This is a genomic window from Paenibacillus phoenicis (assembly GCF_034718895.1).
GTDB classification, from domain to species: domain Bacteria; phylum Bacillota; class Bacilli; order Paenibacillales; family Paenibacillaceae; genus Fontibacillus; species Fontibacillus phoenicis.
Genome location: NZ_JAYERP010000001.1, coordinates 2,863,688 through 2,884,889, shown reverse-complemented (window position 1 = coordinate 2,884,889; position 21,202 = coordinate 2,863,688). Strand labels below are relative to the sequence as shown.

21 protein-coding genes are annotated in these 21,202 nt (G+C 53.3%); 14 read left to right on the top strand and 7 right to left on the bottom strand.

The genetic code is table 11. The features are described 5' to 3' along the window. Positions 1 to 111: 111 nt before the first annotated feature. Positions 112 to 465 (bottom strand): hypothetical protein, encoded by a 354-nt coding sequence (locus U9M73_RS13710; protein ID WP_323077734.1) that lies wholly within the window; start codon positions 463 to 465, stop codon positions 112 to 114. 97 nt (positions 466 to 562) lie between these two features. Beyond that, positions 563 to 1,846: an ArsB/NhaD family transporter gene (locus U9M73_RS13705; protein ID WP_323077733.1), complete on the bottom strand. Its 1,284-nt coding sequence runs from the start codon at positions 1,844 to 1,846 to the stop codon at positions 563 to 565. 353 nt (positions 1,847 to 2,199) lie between these two features. Here U9M73_RS13705 and U9M73_RS13700 point away from each other — a divergent pair, with 353 nt between their 5' ends. The 7 genes from U9M73_RS13700 (at position 2,200) to U9M73_RS13670 (ending at position 6,939) form a co-directional block, all read left to right on the top strand. Continuing rightward, entirely contained in the window at positions 2,200 to 2,496 is a 297-nt protein-coding gene (locus tag U9M73_RS13700; protein WP_323077732.1) for a hypothetical protein, read from the top strand. Positions 2,497 to 2,558: 62 nt separating this feature from the next. Beyond that, a complete protein-coding gene (locus U9M73_RS13695) occupies positions 2,559 to 3,233 on the top strand; it encodes a PspA/IM30 family protein (protein ID WP_323077731.1) in 675 nt (224 codons plus the stop codon). 6 nt (positions 3,234 to 3,239) lie between these two features. Beyond that, positions 3,240 to 3,740 (top strand): PspC domain-containing protein, encoded by a 501-nt coding sequence (locus U9M73_RS13690; RefSeq protein ID WP_323077730.1) that lies wholly within the window; start codon positions 3,240 to 3,242, stop codon positions 3,738 to 3,740. A 3-nt stretch (positions 3,741 to 3,743) separates the two neighbouring features. Next, positions 3,744 to 4,445 (top strand): PspA/IM30 family protein, encoded by a 702-nt coding sequence (locus U9M73_RS13685; protein ID WP_009224716.1) that lies wholly within the window; start codon positions 3,744 to 3,746, stop codon positions 4,443 to 4,445. Between the two features lie 114 nt (positions 4,446 to 4,559). Beyond that, positions 4,560 to 5,210: a cell wall-active antibiotics response protein LiaF gene (gene liaF, locus U9M73_RS13680; RefSeq protein ID WP_260071782.1), complete on the top strand. Its 651-nt coding sequence runs from the start codon at positions 4,560 to 4,562 to the stop codon at positions 5,208 to 5,210. An 18-nt stretch (positions 5,211 to 5,228) separates the two neighbouring features. Continuing rightward, positions 5,229 to 6,311, top strand: coding sequence for a sensor histidine kinase (locus U9M73_RS13675; RefSeq protein WP_323077728.1), 1,083 nt, complete (start codon positions 5,229 to 5,231; stop codon positions 6,309 to 6,311). Beyond that, positions 6,286 to 6,939 (top strand): response regulator transcription factor, encoded by a 654-nt coding sequence (locus tag U9M73_RS13670; RefSeq protein ID WP_028538810.1) that lies wholly within the window; start codon positions 6,286 to 6,288, stop codon positions 6,937 to 6,939. Before U9M73_RS13675 ends, U9M73_RS13670 begins: the two co-directional genes overlap by 26 nt. Positions 6,940 to 7,074: 135 nt before the next feature. Here the strand turns inward: U9M73_RS13670 and U9M73_RS13665 are convergent, their stop codons facing one another. Genes U9M73_RS13665 through U9M73_RS13655 form a run of 3 tightly spaced genes read right to left on the bottom strand, consistent with a single transcriptional unit; the run spans position 7,075 to position 10,792 of the window. Beyond that, positions 7,075 to 8,217: a Ger(x)C family spore germination protein gene (locus U9M73_RS13665; RefSeq protein ID WP_009224720.1), complete on the bottom strand. Its 1,143-nt coding sequence runs from the start codon at positions 8,215 to 8,217 to the stop codon at positions 7,075 to 7,077. Continuing rightward, the gene (locus tag U9M73_RS13660) at positions 8,214 to 9,704 is read right to left on the bottom strand and encodes a spore germination protein (protein ID WP_323077725.1); all 1,491 of its coding nucleotides are present in this window, start codon (positions 9,702 to 9,704) and stop codon (positions 8,214 to 8,216) included. Before U9M73_RS13660 ends, U9M73_RS13665 begins: the two co-directional genes overlap by 4 nt. Then, the gene (locus U9M73_RS13655; protein ID WP_323077723.1) at positions 9,701 to 10,792 is read right to left on the bottom strand and encodes a GerAB/ArcD/ProY family transporter; all 1,092 of its coding nucleotides are present in this window, start codon (positions 10,790 to 10,792) and stop codon (positions 9,701 to 9,703) included. The genes U9M73_RS13660 and U9M73_RS13655 overlap by 4 nt, the downstream gene beginning before the upstream one ends. 68 nt (positions 10,793 to 10,860) lie before the next feature. On the opposite strand from U9M73_RS13655, the gene U9M73_RS13650 reads away from it, so the two are divergent. From U9M73_RS13650 to U9M73_RS13635, 4 genes are all read left to right on the top strand, one after another. Continuing rightward, a complete protein-coding gene (locus tag U9M73_RS13650; protein WP_260071777.1) occupies positions 10,861 to 11,673 on the top strand; it encodes a hypothetical protein in 813 nt (270 codons plus the stop codon). 27 nt (positions 11,674 to 11,700) lie between these two features. Further along, the gene (locus tag U9M73_RS13645) at positions 11,701 to 12,456 is read left to right on the top strand and encodes a spermidine synthase (RefSeq protein WP_323077720.1); all 756 of its coding nucleotides are present in this window, start codon (positions 11,701 to 11,703) and stop codon (positions 12,454 to 12,456) included. A gap of 122 nt (positions 12,457 to 12,578) precedes the next feature. Further along, the gene (gene zwf / locus U9M73_RS13640) at positions 12,579 to 14,129 is read left to right on the top strand and encodes a glucose-6-phosphate dehydrogenase (RefSeq protein WP_323077719.1); all 1,551 of its coding nucleotides are present in this window, start codon (positions 12,579 to 12,581) and stop codon (positions 14,127 to 14,129) included. Positions 14,130 to 14,290: 161 nt separating this feature from the next. Then, on the top strand, positions 14,291 to 15,874 hold the full coding sequence (locus tag U9M73_RS13635) for a peptide chain release factor 3 (RefSeq protein WP_009224725.1): 1,584 nt from the start codon (positions 14,291 to 14,293) through the stop codon (positions 15,872 to 15,874). A gap of 77 nt (positions 15,875 to 15,951) precedes the next feature. Here U9M73_RS13635 and sspI read toward each other — a convergent pair whose 3' ends face one another. Further along, positions 15,952 to 16,188, bottom strand: coding sequence for a small acid-soluble spore protein SspI (sspI, locus tag U9M73_RS13630; RefSeq protein WP_009224726.1), 237 nt, complete (start codon positions 16,186 to 16,188; stop codon positions 15,952 to 15,954). Positions 16,189 to 16,343: 155 nt separating this feature from the next. Here sspI and U9M73_RS13625 point away from each other — a divergent pair, with 155 nt between their 5' ends. Then, a complete protein-coding gene (locus tag U9M73_RS13625; RefSeq protein WP_157273396.1) occupies positions 16,344 to 17,033 on the top strand; it encodes a potassium channel family protein in 690 nt (229 codons plus the stop codon). Between the two features lie 61 nt (positions 17,034 to 17,094). After that, positions 17,095 to 17,901: a TrmH family RNA methyltransferase gene (locus tag U9M73_RS13620; protein ID WP_323077716.1), complete on the top strand. Its 807-nt coding sequence runs from the start codon at positions 17,095 to 17,097 to the stop codon at positions 17,899 to 17,901. A 2-nt stretch (positions 17,902 to 17,903) separates the two neighbouring features. Here U9M73_RS13620 and U9M73_RS13615 read toward each other — a convergent pair whose 3' ends face one another. Beyond that, on the bottom strand, positions 17,904 to 19,715 hold the full coding sequence (locus tag U9M73_RS13615) for a sensor histidine kinase (RefSeq protein WP_323077714.1): 1,812 nt from the start codon (positions 19,713 to 19,715) through the stop codon (positions 17,904 to 17,906). Between the two features lie 70 nt (positions 19,716 to 19,785). Between U9M73_RS13615 and U9M73_RS13610 the strand changes: the two genes are divergently transcribed. After that, a complete protein-coding gene (locus tag U9M73_RS13610) occupies positions 19,786 to 21,195 on the top strand; it encodes a response regulator transcription factor (protein WP_323077712.1) in 1,410 nt (469 codons plus the stop codon). Positions 21,196 to 21,202 lie beyond the last annotated feature (7 nt).

Here is a 21,202-nt window from a genome sequence, read left to right as displayed (position 1 = left end):
TTAGAGTCATTTTCCATTTTGGGTATTACAAAATAAGCCTCATGCGATTTCGTTTTAAAAAAAACGTGTAGGTCATGCAGGAGACTGGATCAAAAAACGATACAACTTCGGTTAAGCCACGAACATGCTCGTAAATTTGATGGGCATAAGCAGACGCCGCTTTAACAGCAGGCAGAATAACGGTCGGAAACGCGCCCATGGCGCCAGCAGCATAAAACTGATCAGGGCCGGGACGGTATCCAGTTGATGCGGGGTTCTGTCGATAAACAGCTTGCCGTAAGACGGTGTACTATTGAGGCGAAGTGATACCTTGTGCTGCACATGGCCATAATCGGTCTCAAGCGTCTCTTCCCCACGAGACTCTGCATGAACGGGGGATGAAATAAAGGAAGGGAGGGACAACGCCAGGACCAACGTCAATACCACCACAGCTAACCAACGAAGCCTTAGTTGTTGCGTTGTCATGCGTCATCCCTCCCCTCGACATCTATTTACTTACTATTAAGGATAGCATATCGACGTCATTCTTTCCAAAGAAAGAGTGGACTTGGATGGACCTCTATTAGATTAGGAAATACCGAATCAGAATATACGCGCTTGCGAAGATGATCGACAGAATCATCAGCAGGAAGCCATATTTCATGTAGCGGACAAATGTAATTGGCTCCCCTTCCTTGGCAGACATGCCTGCAGCAATCAAATTGGCGCTGGCCCCGATCAGGGTTCCGTTGCCGCCAAGACATGCACCCAGGGCCAGACTCCACCACAGCGGCTGCAAGTTGCTGATTCCCATCGCGCCCATGTCCTGAATCATTGGAATCATCGTAGCGACGAACGGAATATTATCCAGGAAGGAAGAGGCGATCGCGCTTAGCCAGAGAATCAGCATAGAAGTCGTCAACGGGTCTCCTCCGGTTAAGTCGATGGACCACTCCGCTAACCGCTTGATCGTACCGGTGTCAATCAAACCGCCGACCAGGACAAACAATCCAATAAAGAAGAAGATGGTTGGCCATTCGACGGAACGGAACGCTCTTTCCATTACATGCTCACCTGTGAGCAGCAACAATAGAAAAGCTCCGGCCAACGCCACGGTAGCCGATTCCAGATGGAATGTCTGGTGCAGGAAGAAGCCAAGCAGCGTTAAGCCGAGGACGACCAAGCATTTTATAAGGAGCTTCTGATCCGTAATCAAGCCATCTAGGCTGATGTTCATGATATTCTTCTGGTTCTCCGGCGTTGACTGAATTTGCTTCCGAAATACCAACACGAGAAGCGGTAGGGTGGCTGCCAGGATCACAATCACGATCGGCGCCAAGTGCTGCAGGAAAGCGTTAAAAGTCAATTCCTTGACAGCGCTGCCGATCATAATATTTGGCGGATCCCCGATTAACGTTGCCGTTCCGCCGATATTTGAGGCCACGACCATCGAGAAGATGTAAGGGAATGCCTTGACCTTCAACTGCCGGGTAATGCTAAAGGCGACCGGTACCATCAGAATGATTGTCGTCACATTGTCCAAAAATGCGGAGGCAACTGCCGTAATTAGCGCCAGGAGCCACAGGATGGTCACGGGGTTCCCTTTGCCGATCCGGGCCGTCCAAATCCCGATATATTTGAATAACCCCGTTTCCGCCGTGGTGTTCACGATGATCATCATGCCGATCAAGAGACCTAGCGTATTAAAATCGATGTGATGAATCGCAGACTCCTGATCGACGATGCCAAGGACGATCATCAGAACGGCACCGACCATGGCCAGCAGTGTCCGGTGGATTTTCTCCGAAATGATGAATGCGTACGTTAATAGAAAGATGATGATGGCCCAGATTGCTTGTTGCTCCATATGAATTCTCCTCTCCAAGTTAGATGTCCCTGAGGGCATGATAGCTTGGCGCGCAGGGGCAGAATTATGCCATTATCGGTCAAAAAAAGGCAAAAAGAGCCCGCAATTTGACAGGCTCCTCCGATAACTCTCGTTTTCTATTGTTTAGTCATTCTGACTTCATTATAGACTGACTTGTCCGGAATGTAAAGCACTTGCGGAGAAACCCTCCCTCCACCCATAAACCCCCAGGCTGAGCGCATCCTCGACTTAGGTCTAGGTTGAAAAACCGTCCCCAGTCCGTTTTGGATAACCTGTAATCACCCTAGAATAGAGACATAAGGTTGATCAAATGAGAGGCGGTGAAATTTTCAATGAGAACAAATCGACTGAATGTATTCGCTATTGTACTGATTGCCCTTGGCGCACTGATTCTGCTGGGCAAGTTAACTCCTTTCCTAGGCAGCCTGTTCGGACTGGTGATTGCGATTGTAATGATCGGTCTCGGCTATTACGGGATTCGACGGGGGAACGCCTTCTTCGGATGGCTGGTGTTGATTTTCGGGGTGATTTCCTTGATCTCCAAGCTGGCCTGGCTGATCGTTCCGCTCTTAGGTATTGGATTAATCGTTTACGGTATCTCTTCCTTAAGAGGCAAACGGAGTTACTGATTGATTAAATACATGCAGATGAACTTGAATTGTGAACCGAAAGGTTAGGAGGGAAGGATGTCATGAGTGTATTTCGTCGAGTACGAGATATTACGGTAGCTACTCTAAATGAGAAGTTGGAGCAATCGCAGGATCCGGTTCGCTTGATCGACCAATTTCTGATTGAAACGCGGCAGGAAATTGCCGAAGCCGAGAAGCTTCATTATCAATACAGTGGACACGCGAAGCAATTGAAGCAGCAGGTGGATCAAGCCAAGGTCATGCGCGACAAACGTGAGGAACAAGCGCTGCTCGCATTGAAAGCGGGCGAGGAGCACTTGGCGAAGCTGGCCCTGCAGGAGAAGATGCTGTACGAGGAAAAGGTGGAACAATACACCGAGTTGTACACGCAAAGCATAGAATCGCTGCAGGAATTAGAAGCCCAGCTAAACGAATTGAAGACCGAATATCAGGTCGTATACAACAAACGGCAGTACTACTATGCAAGAATGGAGACGCTTCGTTTACAGCAGCGGATGAACCAGCGGATGAACGGTTACGGCGTGCAGGATGTGCCGAAGATGTTCCATCGCTTGGAGGACCGGGTGTCCGATATGGAATGGGAAGCCCGCAGCCTGCGCGAATTGCGGAGAGCGGGTTCGGATTTCTTGAACCAAGCCGGCTCCGCCATCCAATCGACTCTGGAACAGGAGCTCTCCCGCTTGAAGCAGAAGCTAAATAACCAGCGAGAGGAGTAAGAATCGATGGGAAGACCCTTGTACCGATCCAGACGGGATCGCTGGATCAGCGGTTTGATCGGAGGGCTCGGAGAATATTTCGGAATTCACGTCGGCGTGCTCCGGTTGATCGCTTTTCTTAGCATATTTTTTACCGGCGGGACAACGATCTTTATCTACTTCATCGCTACCTTGGTGATCTCCAAGGAGCCATATCAGCCCCACGATCCGTACTATCATGGCGGATGGCCGGGCAGCGGCCCGCATCCGGGTTACGGCGGTAAACGCCGGGACTTCTACGAGGATCAACGCTTTGGTCCCCGTCCACCGTACGGTAATCCAACCGGCAATACTTACGGAACCCAGCCGCCGCAATACGGCCCAGGTGCTTCGGGAGCCGGCTTTCAGTCCGCCCCGGGTGCTTCCAGTCTGGATTCCATGATGGAAGATATTGAGAAGAAAGCATTAAAAAAAGAATTGGAAGAGCTGCGCAAGAAGCTCTCCGAATACGAGAAGGGAGAAGTGTAGACGATGGGAGTATTCAAAAGAATTAAAGATATTACGAAAGCGTCTGTAAACGATTTGTTGGATAAGGTGGAAGACCCGATTGTGATGCTGAACCAATACCTGCGCGATATGGAGGCTGAAATTCGCGACGCCGAAGTAACGGTGGCGAAGCAAATGGCCAACGAGCGCCGGATGAAGCAACGTCTGGACGAAGCGATCCGCATCTCTGCACAGCGGGAGGCTCAAGCTGAGCTTGCACTCCGCAATGGGCAGGAGGAAGTTGCCCGCAAAATGCTGGAGGAGAAAATCCATTACGACCAAAAGCAAACGGAATTCGCCGAGCTGCACGCGCAAGCTGAAGCTCATGCTGCCGAACTCAAACAGCAGCTGCACGATATGAAAGACGAGTTCTATAAACTGCGCAACAAACGGAACGAGCTGGTGAGCCGCGCGCAAATGGCGAAAGCTAGAAAGCAAATGTCGCAAATCAGCACGCTGCATACGATCGAAAGCGGCAACGCTTCGCTCGGATTCCACCGGATGGAAGAGAAGATTATGCAACTGGAAGCGGAAGCCGAAGTCGCCGGCATGGTTTATCGCGGAACATCGCCTTCCACTTACATCAGCCCGGCAGATGCCGAGAAGCAGCTGAAAGTGGATGCGCAGCTTGAAGCGCTGAAAGCAAAATTGAACCCGTCCGCAGCCCGCGAAGAAGACAAGGAATAACTACACGTCCGCTGGACATTGTGATATTCTAAATACTGGTGAAGCCATACGGTATGGGAGGCCATGCCGTTATGGCTTTTTACGACTCTATGAACCTGCAGGGAGGTGCGGCACATGGATACACGGAAAAGGTTCTTAGCCATCGGCTTAATCGCATTTGGCTTACTGTTGATTTTCGGGAAGTGGCTGAGTTTCTTTACCATTGTCGCCCTCTTTTTGCTTGGGTTCGGCATATATAAAATCCGGCAAGGGGAACAGGTCAAGACCGGCTATATCTTGATGGCGGTCGGCGGCGGACTCATCCTGCTGGACCATTTTATGCTGATCTTGGCGATTCTGATGATCTCGCTGGGGTACTACTACGCGAAAGTTCGCAAAACCCAACCGCAAGGCAATTACGTGCAGAAGCAAAACATCACCTCCAGCATCCGCTGGGACCGCGATCCGTGGAACTTGCGGAACACAAGCATGTGGCATGTGCTTGGCGAGCTTGACATCGATTTATCGCTGGCGATGATGGAAGGTGGGCATAACGTCCTCATGTTTCAAGGGATTGTCGGGGACGTGGATTTAGTGATTCCGGAGGATTACGGCGTGGAGATCGAAGCGTTTGTCCTGTTCGGACAAATCGATTTCAGCCACGACAAAGAGACGGGCATGCTCAATCGGTTATATTGGAAGTCGCCGAACTACGAGGTCCGTGACCAAAAAGTGAAAATCATCATTTCCTATCTTGTAGGAGATGTCGATATACGATTACTTTAGACAGGAGGAACGTCCCGCATGAAATCGAAAAAGCCGAGCAACATGGTCTCCCGCAGCATGCGCGGAGGGATTCTCCTGTCTGTTATTACGATGGCAGCCACCATTTATGTGATGTATACATACGGGTATTTTCAACCCCAACCGTCCTGGAAGACGGCCATCCAAGCCGGCACGATGCTGCTCTCACTGCTTCTCATCATCGGCGCAGCTCACGGGTTCTTTCTAGGGTATCGTCCCAAACGGCAGATCGACGGTTTACGCGAAGCGTTGCTGCAATGGGAGAAGGGCAATCAAACCGGGAGCGTGCCCAAGCTGGGCGAAGATGAACTGGGCCGGCTGGCAGAACAGCTGGAGCGGATCGGCAAGCGCTGGGAAGAGCAGGTGTCCTCGCTCCAGCGGTTGTCCACGCACAACGCCCAGTTGGCTGAGCAAGCCCGGGTATCGGCGATCGTGGAGGAGCGGCAGCGGCTGGCTCGCGAATTGCATGACGCCGTATCCCAGCAGCTGTTCGCCATCTCGATGACAGCTACGGCCGTGGGGCGTACGCTGGAGAAGGATTTCGACAAAGCGCAGCGCCAGGTCGAACTCATTGAGGAGATGGCGTCGGTGGCGCAGTCGGAGATGCGCGCGCTGCTGCTGCATCTGCGTCCGGTCTATCTCGAAGGCAAGGAGTTGTCTCAAGGCTTAAGCGATTTGGTGAAAGAGCTGAAGACGAAGGTGCCGATGGATTTAACTCTGGAGATCGACGAGGATTTGAATTTAGGTAAAGGGATTGAAAACCATCTGTTCCGCATCATCCAGGAAGCGATGTCCAATACGCTGCGCCACGCCAAGGCGGACAAGATGGAAATTCGGATTCACCGCCGCGGCGAGGCCGTCAAGGTGACGCTGCGCGACAACGGGATCGGCTTCGAGCTGGACGACAAGAAGCAAGCATCCTACGGCTTGTCAACGATGCAGGAACGCATTCACGAGATCGGCGGATCGATTCAGTTTATCACTGCGCCCGGCAAAGGGATGCGCATTGAAATATCCGTTCCACTAATTCATGAAGAAAGCGGGGATGAGGGCAGTCATGGAGATGGAAGACAAGGAGATTAAAGTACTGCTTGTGGATGATCATGAGATGGTCAGAATCGGTCTGGCGGCGGTGCTGGGCACCGAAGAAGGGATTGAGGTTGTCGGAGAGGCCAGCAGCGGGGAGGAAGGAATTCGCCTGGCGCAGGAGTACCGGCCTGACGTCGTGCTGATGGACCTGGTGATGGAAGGCATGGACGGCATCGAAGCGACTCGGCAGCTGCTTGCCTTGCATCCGGACTGTAAAGTCATCGTGCTCACCAGCTATCTTGATGACGAGAAGATGTATCCCGTGATCGAAGCCGGGGCGTTCAGCTATTTGCTGAAAACGTCGCGCGCTTCCGAGATCGCTGAGGCGATTCGCGCAGCAGCCCGCGGCCAATCGGTATTGGAGTCGCAGGTCGCTTCCAAGATGATGAACCGGTTCCGCCAACCAAAGGTGGAGGCTCCGGCTCACGAAGAGCTGACCGAGCGCGAAATGGACGTTCTGCGTTTGCTGGCTCAAGGGAAATCGAATCAGGATATCGCCGACGAGCTGATCATCGGGATCAAAACGGTGAAATTCCATGTCACCAATATTTTAGCGAAGCTTGGCGTAGAGGACCGCACGCAGGCGGCTATTTACGCATACAAAAACGGGTTGGCGGAGTGAATTTCTGCCAAACCGTTTTCTTAAGATATCAGAAAGTATAAACTTCGGGGCATTGGCATCCTGATATCGCAAGAAAAAACTTCCGCTAAACGCGGTCTGTCTACTTTGAATGTACGTCGATAGACGTTTTTCTTATTAGTTCAACAAGTTATAGGCTGAGGAGTGAACGAGGGTCACCTCGGCCTGGACCTGATCCAATTCCATGATGGAAATCAGGGACTTTCCTTGGGAACGGAGCTGCTTCCACCGCGCCTGGTCATAGCGGTAGAGCTTCTCTTCCAGATTGTATAGGTCGATATGGCGAGCCTTCGCAATGTCGAAGGAACGCCTGATTTCGCGTTCGATGGTCTCTTCGGCCAAGGCACGGAGCCGGGCGGCGGCAATCCCGCCTCCCGCCCCTACCTCCGTGATATAGGCTTTGGCGCGCACGTTCAAATTGATCCGAATGGGGTCACTACCCGCGCCGATTTGTACGTCCGGATCGCGATGCGCGATATTGATCGTCACCGGGGATCCATCCTCTAAGGATAAAGGCAACGGAAAGCTGATCATTCTGTGGAATGCCACGTATCTCGCCCCCTGAAGCATTGCCGGGTCAACTTGTCCACGGTTGCGGCCTTGTGCGATGGCATATGCGCCGACGAGCTTGATTTGAGGAATAGGTTTGCCCTCCCCCTTCCAAACCTCGTCAGTCCAGCTGATCAGAGGTAACAGCCTCGTCACCGCAGGCTCCTTCACCCCGTCCATCAGCTTGATGAGCCGAATGGGCTCGACGAAAGAATAGAGTTTAAATAATTCTTCGGGTTCAAGCAGCCCCGAATTCAGCACCGACTCATTCAGAAGGGAGATGCTCGCAAACACATCGGGAATTTGCTTGTCGGTGCCAAACACCCAAGGCGTGTACCGAAGATCACGGGTTTGGATCAAGCCGTTGACGGCTTCCGGCAAATGCTTGTCCAGCAGCGCTTTGGAGAAGATGATCGTTCGGACATGCGTCCAGGACGTCCGTTGCTGCGAGGCGGGGTAGAGCGAAATCAAAGCCTCGTCGATCGTCTTCCCCTCGCCTTTTCCGATCCAAACCTTCCCGTTTCCGGTTTCAACCGCCCCCTCTTGTTTAGCAATCTCTGCAAAATCCAGCAACTGGGCATAAATGATGAAACGGCCATCCGCATAATCGACACCCAATGCGGTGATAAAATTGATATTTTGCGCCTCTTTCATATCCCAACAGCCCGTCAGCAGCAGGATCAGCGCAAGGAAAGCCCGGATCGCTCTCAAGGCTTGTCCCTCCTTGCCGTTTGATCCAGCGGATGCAGAATGCGGGGCCGCCTCTTCACGGATTTCGACGGCTTCTTCAGGACCGCTTCGGCAAAGTCGCTTTTGACGAACGGGGAAAATGGCGATAGATAAGGCACGCCATAGGACTCTAATGAGGCAAGGTAAAGGATTAGACCGATAAAACCGATCAGGAACCCGAACATCCCAAAGATGGAGGACAACAGCAAAATCACGATGCGAAGTTGGGCTGTCGTACCGCTTAACGTCTGATTCTCTAAGGTCGAACTGGCGACGATGGCGATCGCCACGGCGACGATGATGGTCGGCGAGGTGATCCCGGCGCGGATGGCGGCATCTCCGATAATCAGGCCGCCTACGACCGTTATCGTTTGTCCCATGGCATGGGGTAATCTTTTGCCTGCCTCGTTAAAGATCTCGAACAGAAACAGCATGACGAAGGTTTCAAACGGGACCGGAAACGGCAAGCCATGCCTCGATTTGCTGATGGTTGCCAGCAGCGGGACGGGGATTTGCTCCAGATTAAAACTGGTTAACGCGACATAGAAGCCCGGGAGAAACAGCCCGACGGTCAGTCCGATGAGTCTGAGCACTTTTTGCACGGACACGATGTAATAAGGGGTGTTGGCATCCTCTGGAGAAATCAGCAGATTCATCAAGGTCACAGGAGCAACGATGGCGATCGGATTCCCATCGGCCAACACGGCAAATCGGCCCGCCAGCAGGGCATCGACAACGTAGTCCGGTCTCCCCGAGTAATCGGTCAGCGGGAATAAGGCTCGTTTATGCGCTCCCTTCACGACGGATTCGATATACGAGGTGCCGATAATTGCATCGGTGTCAATCTCGTACAATCGCTTTCGAGCCTCTGCGAGAATGTCCGGGTTAATAACATCTTGAATATAAAAAAGCGCAATGCGCGTTTCCCCCCGCGTCCCTTTGATGATCTCTTCCACCCCCAGGGAAGCGGTCCGCAGCCGTTTTCGAATCAACCCGATGTTGGTCGTCAGGTTTTCAGTAAAGCCGTCACGGGCTCCCTTGACGGCCGATTCCGTACTGGCTTCTTCGGGGGAACGGCCTGGCGGGTTCGAAATATCGCAGCTGAAGAAGGTCTGGTTGTATTCAAAATAAAGGACCAGCTTGCCGGAGTAGACTTGAAGAGTAAGACGATGCAGCAAGTCCGGCCCTTCGATCCGGTTTAACGGCAAATAGGGATTGGCTCCGAACGCCTCGATTCCGATATTGGCCTGTTCCCGACACAGTTCAGCAAGCCGCGGATAGACCACCTCGCTCAACTGTTTCAAATCCGTCATCGGCTCACAATAGATTAAGGTGATCGAACGCCCCGGCTCCATCCCGGCAGCAAACGGGCGAAGCTTGACGTCGGAGGAAGTCTGGAAATATTGGGTCAGGAACGGAATGTCGATCCGGTCTACTTGTTGGCCGGACGGCCGGTCGCTGGAACTCATGCGGATCCTCCTTTCTTGCGTTTTCTTAATAAAGCGGCAGCGGCAATGATGAGCGTCATGAACAGCAGGAAGCAGGCGTTTATCGGATATATGTAAAGAATCATTAAATGCTGAAACACGATGTCGGTAAAGGTATAACAGCTAAGTAAAATCAGGATGAACGCGAGGACCGCGAGCAATGTGGGTCTCCAACGGGGATTTTGCTTCTTCCACATATCCGCGATGACGATCATCGCAAAGGAAATACGGATAAAGCTGCCCGACAACCATTGACAGATCGAGAAAAAATCGGTTTGCGATACGTATTTGCCAAAACCGGCGATTCTCCATTCCTCATAAGCCGGGTAACGCTGAACGGCCGCCTCAAACGGGTTGAACTCGGTGATGGCGCCGGTCAGTGGACCCAGCATTAGACCAAGCAGAATCAGACTGAACACGATGAATTGGATTCTGGTTAATGGGGCCTTCAGGTATGGGTGAAGGAAGAAGACAAAAAAGATCTCGAACAACCCGGCACAGGCGTACAATACTCCTTTGAAAACCGGAATCCATCCCTGTTCCAAGAGAGGGAACAGCAGACTGTAATCTTTGAATTCGACGTTGATGATGGCGACATAGAAGCCAAGCAGTACAACAAGCGGCAGCAAGATACCGGAGGTGACGGCGATTGTTTTCATGCCCTTCAGCGCCCCAACGAAACAAAGCAGCATCAAGATCAACGAGCTGGCCAAAACCGGAGTGTAAGGCAGAAACGTCACCTTCATCCACATTACGGTATCATATAAACTGAACCACGCCGTAGCGAAGAAGAACGCTGTCATCGCCCATTGAAACCCAAAAGCAGGAATTCGGCCCAGCCGATGGCGAATCCATTCGGGAAGAGGTTGGGTTCCAATCCGGGACGAAGTGTAACGAATGAGGCAGACCACAAGTGCAAATGGCACGGCGGACAGTAGCACGGAAAACCAGGCATCCCGTTTGGCGATTTGCAGCAAGGCCGGGATGATGAAGACATGGTTTGTGAGTCCGAGGGCCAACATCAACGTCATGATAGCCTGAAAATTCGTAGCTTTCGGCGAGCGGATCATAAGCTTCCCCATCCTGATAGGTTTTGGCTCTATACATTGAGTTATTATTCGCAGAGGAGGCGCGTGACATGCAAAACCGCAAGTTATGGAGTATTGGGTTGTTGATCCTCGTTTGCGCGATGCTGCTGGTCGGCCTGCAACGGATCCAAGCGACTGAGCAAGAAGCGGCCGTTCCAGATTCACTGAAAGACGCGGAGCAGCAGTTGGACGCGCTGGTTGCGATAGGCAGGGCTGTAACGTCGGATCCGTTTCGGATGACACTGAAATGGCAAGGTGAATGGAACTCGCTGCTTTCCGCAGAGGAAGCGGCCGGGGTGTTAGCCAGCCGGTTGGGGCTGTCGAATCCGGAGGCGGGGACTGTTCAAGGGCGGACGGTTTATGAGTCCCAAGGTCAGATCGAGGGGATTCGCGCCGAGCTGGAGCTGATCACACTGGAAGAGGGCAAGCATTATGCGATGCTTCGCTTGGAGGCCGCCGGCGGGGATCCGGCGATATGGGAGCAACTTCAGGAAGCCCAACGGATGGCTGGGGAATCGCTGGCAGATGAAGGCGTCGATACGCGATGGAATGCAGCAATACAGGGGATGGCCTGGCCCGCATCCGCTACAGATGAGGGGACGGACTCCGGCGAACCCGTGCTCGCCGCGACGCTTGACCGCTTGGAATCGCAAATTGAGCGATCCGCCAAACTGAAGTTGAAGCAAGTCGAAGCGTTTGGGGACGAAGGGACGGCCAGCCGCACGTATCGGGTGGATCCCTTGCCGATCACCGTGCTCAGCGGCGATCATCACGTGGCATTGCAGATGGCTGTCCATCGCAACAGCGGCACCGGGATGGATGAGATTACGATCGGTACGCCGCTGCTAACCGTAGAATATTAGAGATCGTGAAGGAGGCAACGGGGACTCGTGCAACATCTGCTGCTGCATCAGCAAAGCTGCTCGGAAATCTTCGTCTATGAAACGGACGAATTATACGGCGAGCGCGGGGCGTTTCGCGTCCTGCAATTCGCCAGCAAGGCGGTGCAAGGCGCAATGGATATGAACCGGCCCGAACGGATCATACTGGAATATCCACGGGCGATGTTGTATTTGCTTCAGCGCCATGTTCCCGATCCCGGACGGGTGTTCATCATCGGCCAGGGAACGGGAACGATCGCCAGCCATTTGAGCGGGAGCGACGTTATTGTGGCGGAGATTGATCCGGTGGTGGCGGAAATTAGCCGCAACTTTTTCGGCTATACGGGTGATTCGGTGCGCATCGGTGACGGGCGTTCTTTGCTTGAAGAAGAGAAGCCGAATTCCTTCGACGGAATTATCGTGGATGCGTTCTCCGAACAGGGTACGCCGGGCCATTTAACGTCGCTTGGTTTTTTTCAGTTGGCGGCAGAAAGACTGGATCGGGAAGGGATCCTGCTTCTGAATCTATTTGGCCGAGGGGCAGAAGACGCATGGATTGCCGCGCTCACTGCCACGTTGCGGGAAGTGATGGAGTATGTCCGGGTGTTTTCGCCGCCGGCAGGTCAGCCTCATGAACCGCGGAATATGCTGATCGCGGGCAGCCGCAAACCGATTCAGTATCAAGCCCACGGCATGGCCGGGTTTGTTGAGGTCGAGCCTCCAGCGGGGTATATCATTTATGACCCCATATCTATAGATAGATGATGGAATCCGTCAGGCGAATGTGCTAAAATGGCATCACATCCCGTGATGCCTTGTAAAGAGATGTCATTGATCGGGAATGAAGTTTTAAATTCACCAATCTTACATAGAAAGAATGAGGAGCCATGGCTGACAATTTCTCACAACCAACAGTTCAGCCCCCAGGGGCGGTATTTTTTATTTTCGGGGCTACCGGAGACTTAGCGCGCCGCAAGCTCTTCCCGGCCATCTATTCCTTGTATCGCGAAGGGAAATTGGCCGAGGATTTCGCCGTCATCGGTGTAGCCCGGCGTCCGCGTTCGGACGAGGAATTCAAGGATGACCTGTATCGTTCGATTGAGGAATTTTGCCGATATAAGATCGACGACCAGGAGCAATGGGGGCGCTTTGCGGAGCATTTTTCCTACAAATCGCTGGACATCAATAACGTTGACGGTTATCACGAACTCAGAGAACTGACCGAGTCCATGGAAGCGCGGTTTGGGATTCCCGGAAACCGTCTGTTCTACTTGGCTTTGGCGCCGGAGCTGTTCGGCAGCGTATCCTTTAACCTGCAGAAGGGCGGCATGTTGAATACGAGCGGCTGGCACCGGTTGGTGATTGAGAAGCCGTTTGGGTATGATCTGCAGTCTGCTCAGAAGCTGAACGAAGAGCTGAGTCAGGTATTTAAAGAAGAGGAAATTTACCGGATCGACCACTATCTCGGCAAGGAGATGGTGCAGAACATTGAAGTGATTCGCTTTGCGAATGCTTTCTTCGAGCCGCTCTGGAACAACAAGCATATCGCCAATGTGCAAATTACGCTCAGCGAGACGGTTGGCGTGGAAGAACGCGGCGGATATTACGATCATGCCGGTGCGTTGCGTGACATGGGGCAGAACCATATGCTGCAAATGCTCACAATGATCGCCATGGAGCCGCCAAGCCGCTTGTACGCGGAGGACATCCGCGACGAGAAGGTGAAGGTGCTGCGCTCACTGCGTCCGTATGAATCGGTGCAAGAAGTGAAGGAGAACGTGGTTCGCGGGCAATATATCGCAGGGGAAGTGAAAGGCAAGAAGCTTCCGGGTTATCGTGAGGAGGACAAGGTTGACCCGAACTCCAATACCGAAACGTATTTTGCGGCCAAAGTGTTCGTTGACAATTTCCGCTGGGCCGGCGTGCCGTTCTATATTCGCACCGGGAAGCGGCTCCCCGTCAAAACGACGGAGGTCGTTGTGGAATTCAAGGCGATGCCAACGAATGTCTATCTCGGTCAGAAGCACAAGCTGGAGCCGAACCTCCTCGTGATCCGCGTGAATCCGATGGAGGGCATTTACATCAAGATTAATGCCAAGAAGCCGGGTTCGGAATCGCAAATCCAGCCGCTGGCGATGGACTTTTGCCAAAGCTGCCTGGTGGGGATCAACTCGCCGGAGGCTTATGAACGCTTGATCTACGATGCGGCTCAAGGGGATTCGACGTATTTCACTCGTTGGGACGAAGTGGCGGCGGCTTGGGCCTTCGTTGATCGAATCGCCGCCGCTTGGGCGCAAAATCCGTCCGACATCAGTACGTATCCTGCCGGTTCTTGGGGGCCGAAGGAAGCGGACGAGCTGCTGGCGAAGGACGGCTTCCACTGGTGGCCGGTGAACGGCCAGGAGGAAGACAACGTCGTTTGGATCAACCCGAATTAATGCTGCGTTGACCGTGAACGATCCGGCCTATGGGCGAATAGAATAGGTTTAGCTGGAAACACCTTCATGTCCCGTCTGGGCGTAAGGTGTTTTTGCTTAACGGAAGGACAAAATATGTTACAATAGAGAACGTGAATTTGTGGAACGAGAGGAAAGTGAGCATGAGCAAAGCATTGGACCAAGTGCTGCAGCAGGAAGTGGACAAACGGCGTACGTTTGCAATCATTTCCCACCCGGACGCCGGGAAAACGACGCTGACCGAAAAACTGCTGCTGTTCGGCGGCGCGATTCGCCTCGCCGGATCGGTCAAGGCGCGCAAAGCGAGCAAACACGCGACAAGTGACTGGATGGAAATCGAGAAGCAGCGGGGGATTTCCGTTACTTCTTCCGTCATGCAGTTTGATTATAACGGCCATCGGGTGAACATCTTGGATACGCCGGGCCACCAAGACTTCTCGGAGGATACGTACCGGACGCTGACCGCAGCAGACAGCGCCGTCATGTTGATCGACGTGGCGAAGGGCGTTGAGGCCCAGACGATCAAGCTGTTCCAGGTCTGCGCGAAGCGGGGCATTCCGATTTTCACCTTCATAAACAAGCTGGACCGGGAAGGCCGGAACCCGTTTGAACTGATGGAGGAAATCGAGCAGGTGCTGGGCATCCGCTCCGTGCCGATGAACTGGCCGATTGGGATGGGCCGCGAGCTGTCGGGTGTGTATGACCGGATGAAAAACCAGGTTGAGCTGTTCCAGGGAGACGACCACTCCACGATCCAGGTGAAGAAGGTGGATGGGTATACCGATCCGGTGATTCGCGAAATGGCTGGCGAATATCTCCATGATCAGCTGTGTCAGGATCTGGAACTGTTGGATGTGGCGGGGGACCCGTTTGATTTTGAGAAGGTTCGCCGCGGCGAATTAACGCCGGTGTTTTTCGGCAGCGCGGTGAACAATTTTGGCGTGCAGACGTTCCTGGAGAACTTCCTGCAGTTGGCTCCAAAGCCGACGCCGCGCCGCAGTACCCAAGGCTTGATTGAACCTACGAACGAGAAGTTCTCGGGGTACGTGTTCAAAATCCAGGCGAACATGAACCCGGCCCACCGCGACCGGATCGCCTTCCTGCGCATTGTCTCGGGCAAGTTCGAACGCGGCATGACGGTGAAGCATGTGCGGGCGGGCAAGGAGATCAAGCTGTCCCAGCCGCAGCAATTCCTGGCCCAGGATCGGGATATCGTCAGCGAAGCGTATCCCGGGGACATCGTCGGGTTATTTGACCCGGGGATTTTCCGGATCGGCGACTCGCTAAGCCAAGGCAGTGAAATCGTATTTGACGAGCTGCCGACGTTCTCGCCGGAGATTTTCGCCAAGGTGACGGTGAAGAACGCGCTGAAGCATAAGCAATACCAGAAGGGGATCGACCAACTGACCGAGGAAGGCACGATTCAGGTGTTCACGACGGTCGGATTTGAAGATACGCTGCTGGGCGTGGTTGGGCAACTGCAGTTCGAGGTGTTTGAATACCGGATGAAGAGCGAATATGGCGTGGATGTCCAGCTTCAACGGATGCCGTACCAGTTCGCGCGCTGGATCGTAGGCGACAAAATCGACCCGTCCAAGTTCCGGATCAATTCCACGCTGGTGAAGGATAAGAAAGGCAATTATGTCGCGTTGTTCGAAAATGAATACGCGATGCGGACGGCGATGGAGAAAAATCCAGACGCCAAGTTCCTGGAGACCGCACCTTAAGAAGTGAAGGTCCGCAGCCTCCCGGACAAAGGAAAGACCGCCCTTGGACAGGGCGGTCTTTGTTGTAGCGGGCAGTTCTATTTCAATGGTTTGAGGCTAGCCTGATCCACTTGCTGCTTGAGCACGGATACCAGTTCATTTTGTTTGGACGTATCGATATGCTTCCAGATCGTTTCGAAGACGACGCCAAGACCCGGCAGTGCGGCTTCCTGAGCGTCGATCGAACCTTCGATCATCTCCCGCAGCCCTTGCTCGTCTTTGCCGTGAATTTTGTGCATAATCGCTTGACGCAGGTCGAGTGTAATGGATGGCACGTAGTTTCCCTCCTTGAAATATGTGACTTGCCCGGTGTTAATTTGCCCGATTGGAACTGGGATAATGCGCAGGGGTGTTGAAAAACGACCCGTTTTGCAGGGTTTAACCAAATCTCTTCGGGGGATTGTGGTATACTAAATCGGATGGAAAATGGATGGGTGGTGAGAGCATGGCAAATGCAGCCAAAAAACAGTTTGCCGTGATCGGTATGGGCCGATTCGGTTTAAGTGTGGCAACGGCACTCAGCAGCATGGGCTTTGACGTACTGGCGATCGATGCGGATGAACATCATACGCAAGCCGTGGCGAATCTGGTCACGCACGCGGTAACCGCAGATTCCACCGATGAAGATGCGCTGCGCGCACTGGGGATTCGGAATTTTGACGTCGTTGTCGTGGCGATCGGTGAAGACATCCAGGCCAGCATTTTAACCACGCTGATCCTCAAAGACATGGGCGGGCCGCTCATTGTGGTGAAGGCGCAAAACGAATTGCATGGCAAAGTATTGCAGAAAATAGGGGCCGATAAGGTCATTTTCCCGGAACGGGATATGGGGCTTCGGGTGGCACATCATCTGACTTCACCGAACGTCTTGGATTACATCGAATTGTCCGACGAGTACAGCATCGTGGAGATGCGCGTCAGCTCACAGATGATCGGCAAGAATCTGAAGGAACTGGATATTCGCGCCCGGTTTGGCTGTAACGTGATGGCGATCAAACGGGGCAGCAAAATGAACATCTCCCCGGCGGCCACGGTCTCGCTGACGGAGGAGGACGTACTCGTCATCGTCGGCGAGAAGGGCGACTTGACGAAGCTCGAGTTGGCTTACGCGGAGGAGTAAGACGAGCCTCGCTTCGTGAGCGACGGATCATTTTTTAAACCATGTTAAGGATGGAAAAGATATGGAAATTTTGTCTGCACAGAACCCCCGCGTCAAGGAATGGGCGGGGCTGCTTGAGAAGAAAAATCGGGACAAGCAAGGGAAATATCTGATTGAGGGCATTCACCTCGTGCAGGAGGCGTTGCAGTCGCGGGCGGACGTGGAATGCGTCTGCTATGACCTCGAGCACGGCATTCCGGTCGAACTGCAGGCGGCGGCGTCCGCCGGGCTGGACGTCGACTGGATCGGCGTGTCCAGCGCCGTGATCGCCAAGTGCAGCGATACGAAGTCGCCGCAGCCGGTGTTCGCGGTCGTGCGCAAGGACCGCGGGACGGTCGCTCCGCTCCTTGCGAAGGAGCGGAGCTTGGTGGTCGTGCTCGACGGTGTGCAGGACCCCGGCAACGTCGGCACGATCATCCGCAGCGCCGATGCGGTCGCGGCGGACGGGGTCATCGTCGGCGCTGGCTGCGCCGACATCTACGGGCCCAAGGTGCTGCGCGCCACCATGGGCTCGCTGTTCCACCTGCCGGTCGTGCATGCCGACCTGGCAGAGGTGCTGCCGCAGGCGAAGCAGCTGGGCATCCGGCTGGCCGGCACCAGCCTGCAGGCGGCGGCGAACTGCTTCGCCTACGATTTCACGCAGCCCGTGTGGCTGCTCTTCGGCAGCGAGGGCGGCGGCCTTAGCCCGGCGGTCCGCGAGTTCATGGACGACGGGCTGCTGATCCCGATGCGCGGCAAGGCCGAATCGCTGAACGTGGCGATGGCCGCGTCCGTGCTGCTGTATGAGGCGATGCGGCAACGGTATTTTTCAACCGGTAAAAATTCCTAGATTCATTCCGCTTCCCGCCGCGCGGGCAAGTGGAATTCCACGCACGTGCCTTCTTCTGGCGAGCTGTCGATCCGAAAGTACGCCTGTTCGCCATAGACGATAACGAACCGGCGGTAGGCGTTGTAGATGCCGGTATGCTTTTTGAAGAAAGGGTCCTCCGTCTCGCCGCCGCTTTCGATCATCCGGTGCAGCTTCTCTAGCACTTCCTCCGGGATGCCCATCCCCGTATTGTAAACCCTAACCCGCAAATATTCCTCGAACGGCTCCACGCTGATCCTAAGCAGGAACTCCTCCGCGCCCATGGCGGGGCTCCAACCGTATTTGATGGCATTTTCAACATAAGGCTGAATACTCAGTTTCATGACCGGAAACGATAAAGCTTCGGGGGCGATATCGAAATCGGCCCGGACATCCCTGCCGTTGCGGTAGTAATGGATCGTTAGGAAATTCCGGATATAGCCAATTTCTTCTTCCAGCGAAGCCCACCCGCTATCGTTGCGAACCGTGTATCTCATCATGCGGGAGACTGACTGCACCATTTCCCCCACCGCCTCGCCGTTATTGCGGATGGCATAGGATTCGATCGTCTCAAGGGTGTTGAACAAAAAGTGGGGATTGATTTGCGCTTGAAGCTGCAGAAGCTCCCGCTCCTTCTCTTTCATTTTCGATTGGTAAACCTCGCGTTCCATATCCTGCAGCTTCACCAAGGTCTGGTTATAGCTTTGGATGAGGAAGCCGATTTCATCCCGGTGCTTGGGCTCGGGAACCGGAACATATTGGCCGCGCCCGAGATGCTTCATTCCTTTATGCAGGTTGTACAGCGGCTGCAAAATCTTGTTCATGACCGGAAAAGCCATTATTAACGCCGCGGCCAGGCTGATTCCGGCAATCAAAAGGGTCAGCCGGAAAGTCTGCACGGCGCCTTCTTTGATCCGGTCCAGGGGAGCCATCCAAATTAGCCCCCATCCCGGTTCCGACAGCTCGGTGTAACTGGCCTCATACTCTTTGCCTGCCGAAGCGAATAAAAAATGGCTTTGCTTCTCCGGTTCCCGATCTGCCCGCGCAAGCAGAAAATCGCTAAGCAGCTTCTCATTCAGCGGCTCGCCCGATACGGCGGTTCTTAAGTCGGTATGGTACAGCACAAGCTGGCCGCCGGCGTTACTCTGCCCGCTGCCGAGCATATCGGTCAATTGATCCTCCCGGATCTCGATCACAAACCAGGACATCGTCTTTCCGGTATCGACGTTAATGATCGGGCGCACATAGGAAAAGACGCGGTCTTGGGTATACGAAATATACTTTATGGGATGCGGAGGCAGCAGCCGGGGCGACGTAACGGACAGCAACGATTGATACATCGGATCGTCCTCAAAGGAATAATCGGGGTTCAATCTTTTCTGGTACGACTCGAAATAGACTTTGCCCGCGCGATCCAGATACAGCGTGCCGAGCACTTCGGGATGGAATTGCAGAGAGCTTTGGATGATGGAGCGGAACTGCAGGATATGATCGGCCTGATCGGACAAATGGCCGGCAGGAGAGTTTACATATTTCTGGAAATTTTGATCGGTGAACAGATTGTCGAAGGATTGGTTCAGATTTTGCAAATAACCGCTCACCTCTTTGGCGACAAACTGCATGTATTGGCTGGAAATCAACGCCGAATAACTGGTGCTGGAGCGGTACATGAACAGCTCGGAACTGCCGCTTACCAGAAAAATAGGGATGATCGACAGGAGGATTAACAAAATAAACAGTTTGAGCTTTAAGGATAAATGGTTTACTATTCGTTTAAGAGATTTTACCGGCTGCAATTGATGTTCCCCCTTAGCTAAAAATCTCTTTTCCGCACAAGCTTCAGCCACGCTTGAAGGAGTGAAAAAGATGAAAATTTGCGTTGCCGATGACGAGATGGAAGTTAGGCTTAGTATTATTCAAAAGCTGACGGCCTTATTTCCCGATGAGCAGATTTTCGATGTCGGGTTTGGCCGTCAGGCGGCGGAGCAGATTACGCTGGTTAAGCCCGATCTGGTGTTTCTCGATATTCGTATGCCCGAGATGGACGGGATTGAAATTCTACGCTTTTTGAAGGAGACAAGCTCCCGGATCCATGTAGTGATTATATCAGGGTACGATGAGTTTGAATATGCTCGGAAATCGCTTCAATTGGGTGCGATGGATTATTTGTTAAAACCTGCCGACCGAACCCAGCTATCTGAGATTGTCGAAAAAGTGCAGAAAGAGTTGACCGCCGCTCTTCTTACGGAGCTCGATTTGCTCGTCTCCAAGGAGCCTGGAGTACGGGCGATTCTGAAGGAGATCCATCCGGTCAATACAAGCCTATGGTTTGATGAGCGAATATGGAAGCGCATACAATTTGAGGATGGGCCGCCGTCGGCGGATTTTCTCTCCCGGGAAATACTGCTTACGTTTGTTACGGATGCGGGGAGCCGGGGAAAGGTCGTGCAAACCAATCTGGATCAAGGCGGAGGGTGCTTTAGGGAAAAGAAGAAATTTGCCGAAGCGCTGCTGCTTCAATATCGGAGGAACCGGCAAATCGCTTTTTTTCAGCTTAAAGGTGAAGAGGCGGCGCTCAACCCGAAAGAGCGGAAGGAGGCGGCGAAGCGGGCCGCGAAAATGCGGCAGGAGATGATCAGCCGGGCCAGAGGCGGAGATTTTGCGGGACTTGAGCGCGACCTTGAGCGATGGTTTGACTGCTTGGAGCAAGCCGGGTATGAGGAGCTGCAGAAGGAATGCGGTTATCTGATGTCGCTCTTGGATGAGGGGCTAAGCAAGCAGGAGATCATTTATCTGGAAGAAGACACCTTATATTACTGGGCCGATTGGGTAGCAAGGCATCGTACTTGGGATGAGCTGAAGGGTAAAATCAAAAAAATAGTTCTTGGCGGAGTTAAGGCGCTAAAAAACCTTGAACAGCAGCAGGAGCAGCACGCTTCCGGGCTGCAGCCTTGGCTTCTTGAAGCGCTCCGCCTTGTCGAAAACTGCAGTGACCCGAACGTAAGCCTGGAATGGATCGCCGAGGAGGTCAACGTCCACCCGGTTACGTTAAGCCGAATCTTCAAGCAGCAGACCGGCATGAATTTTGTGAAATATTTGACGCAGAAGCGGCTCCGTATGGCCCGGACTCTGCTACTTGAAACGAACAAAAAAATCAATGAAATCGCGGAAGAGGTCGGATATGCGGATTACCCTTATTTCCGGAGTAAGTTTAAGAAGGAGTTCGGACTGTCTCCCTCCGAGTTTCGCAAAAGTCACGGTATAGCGTCGGATTAACTCTGGG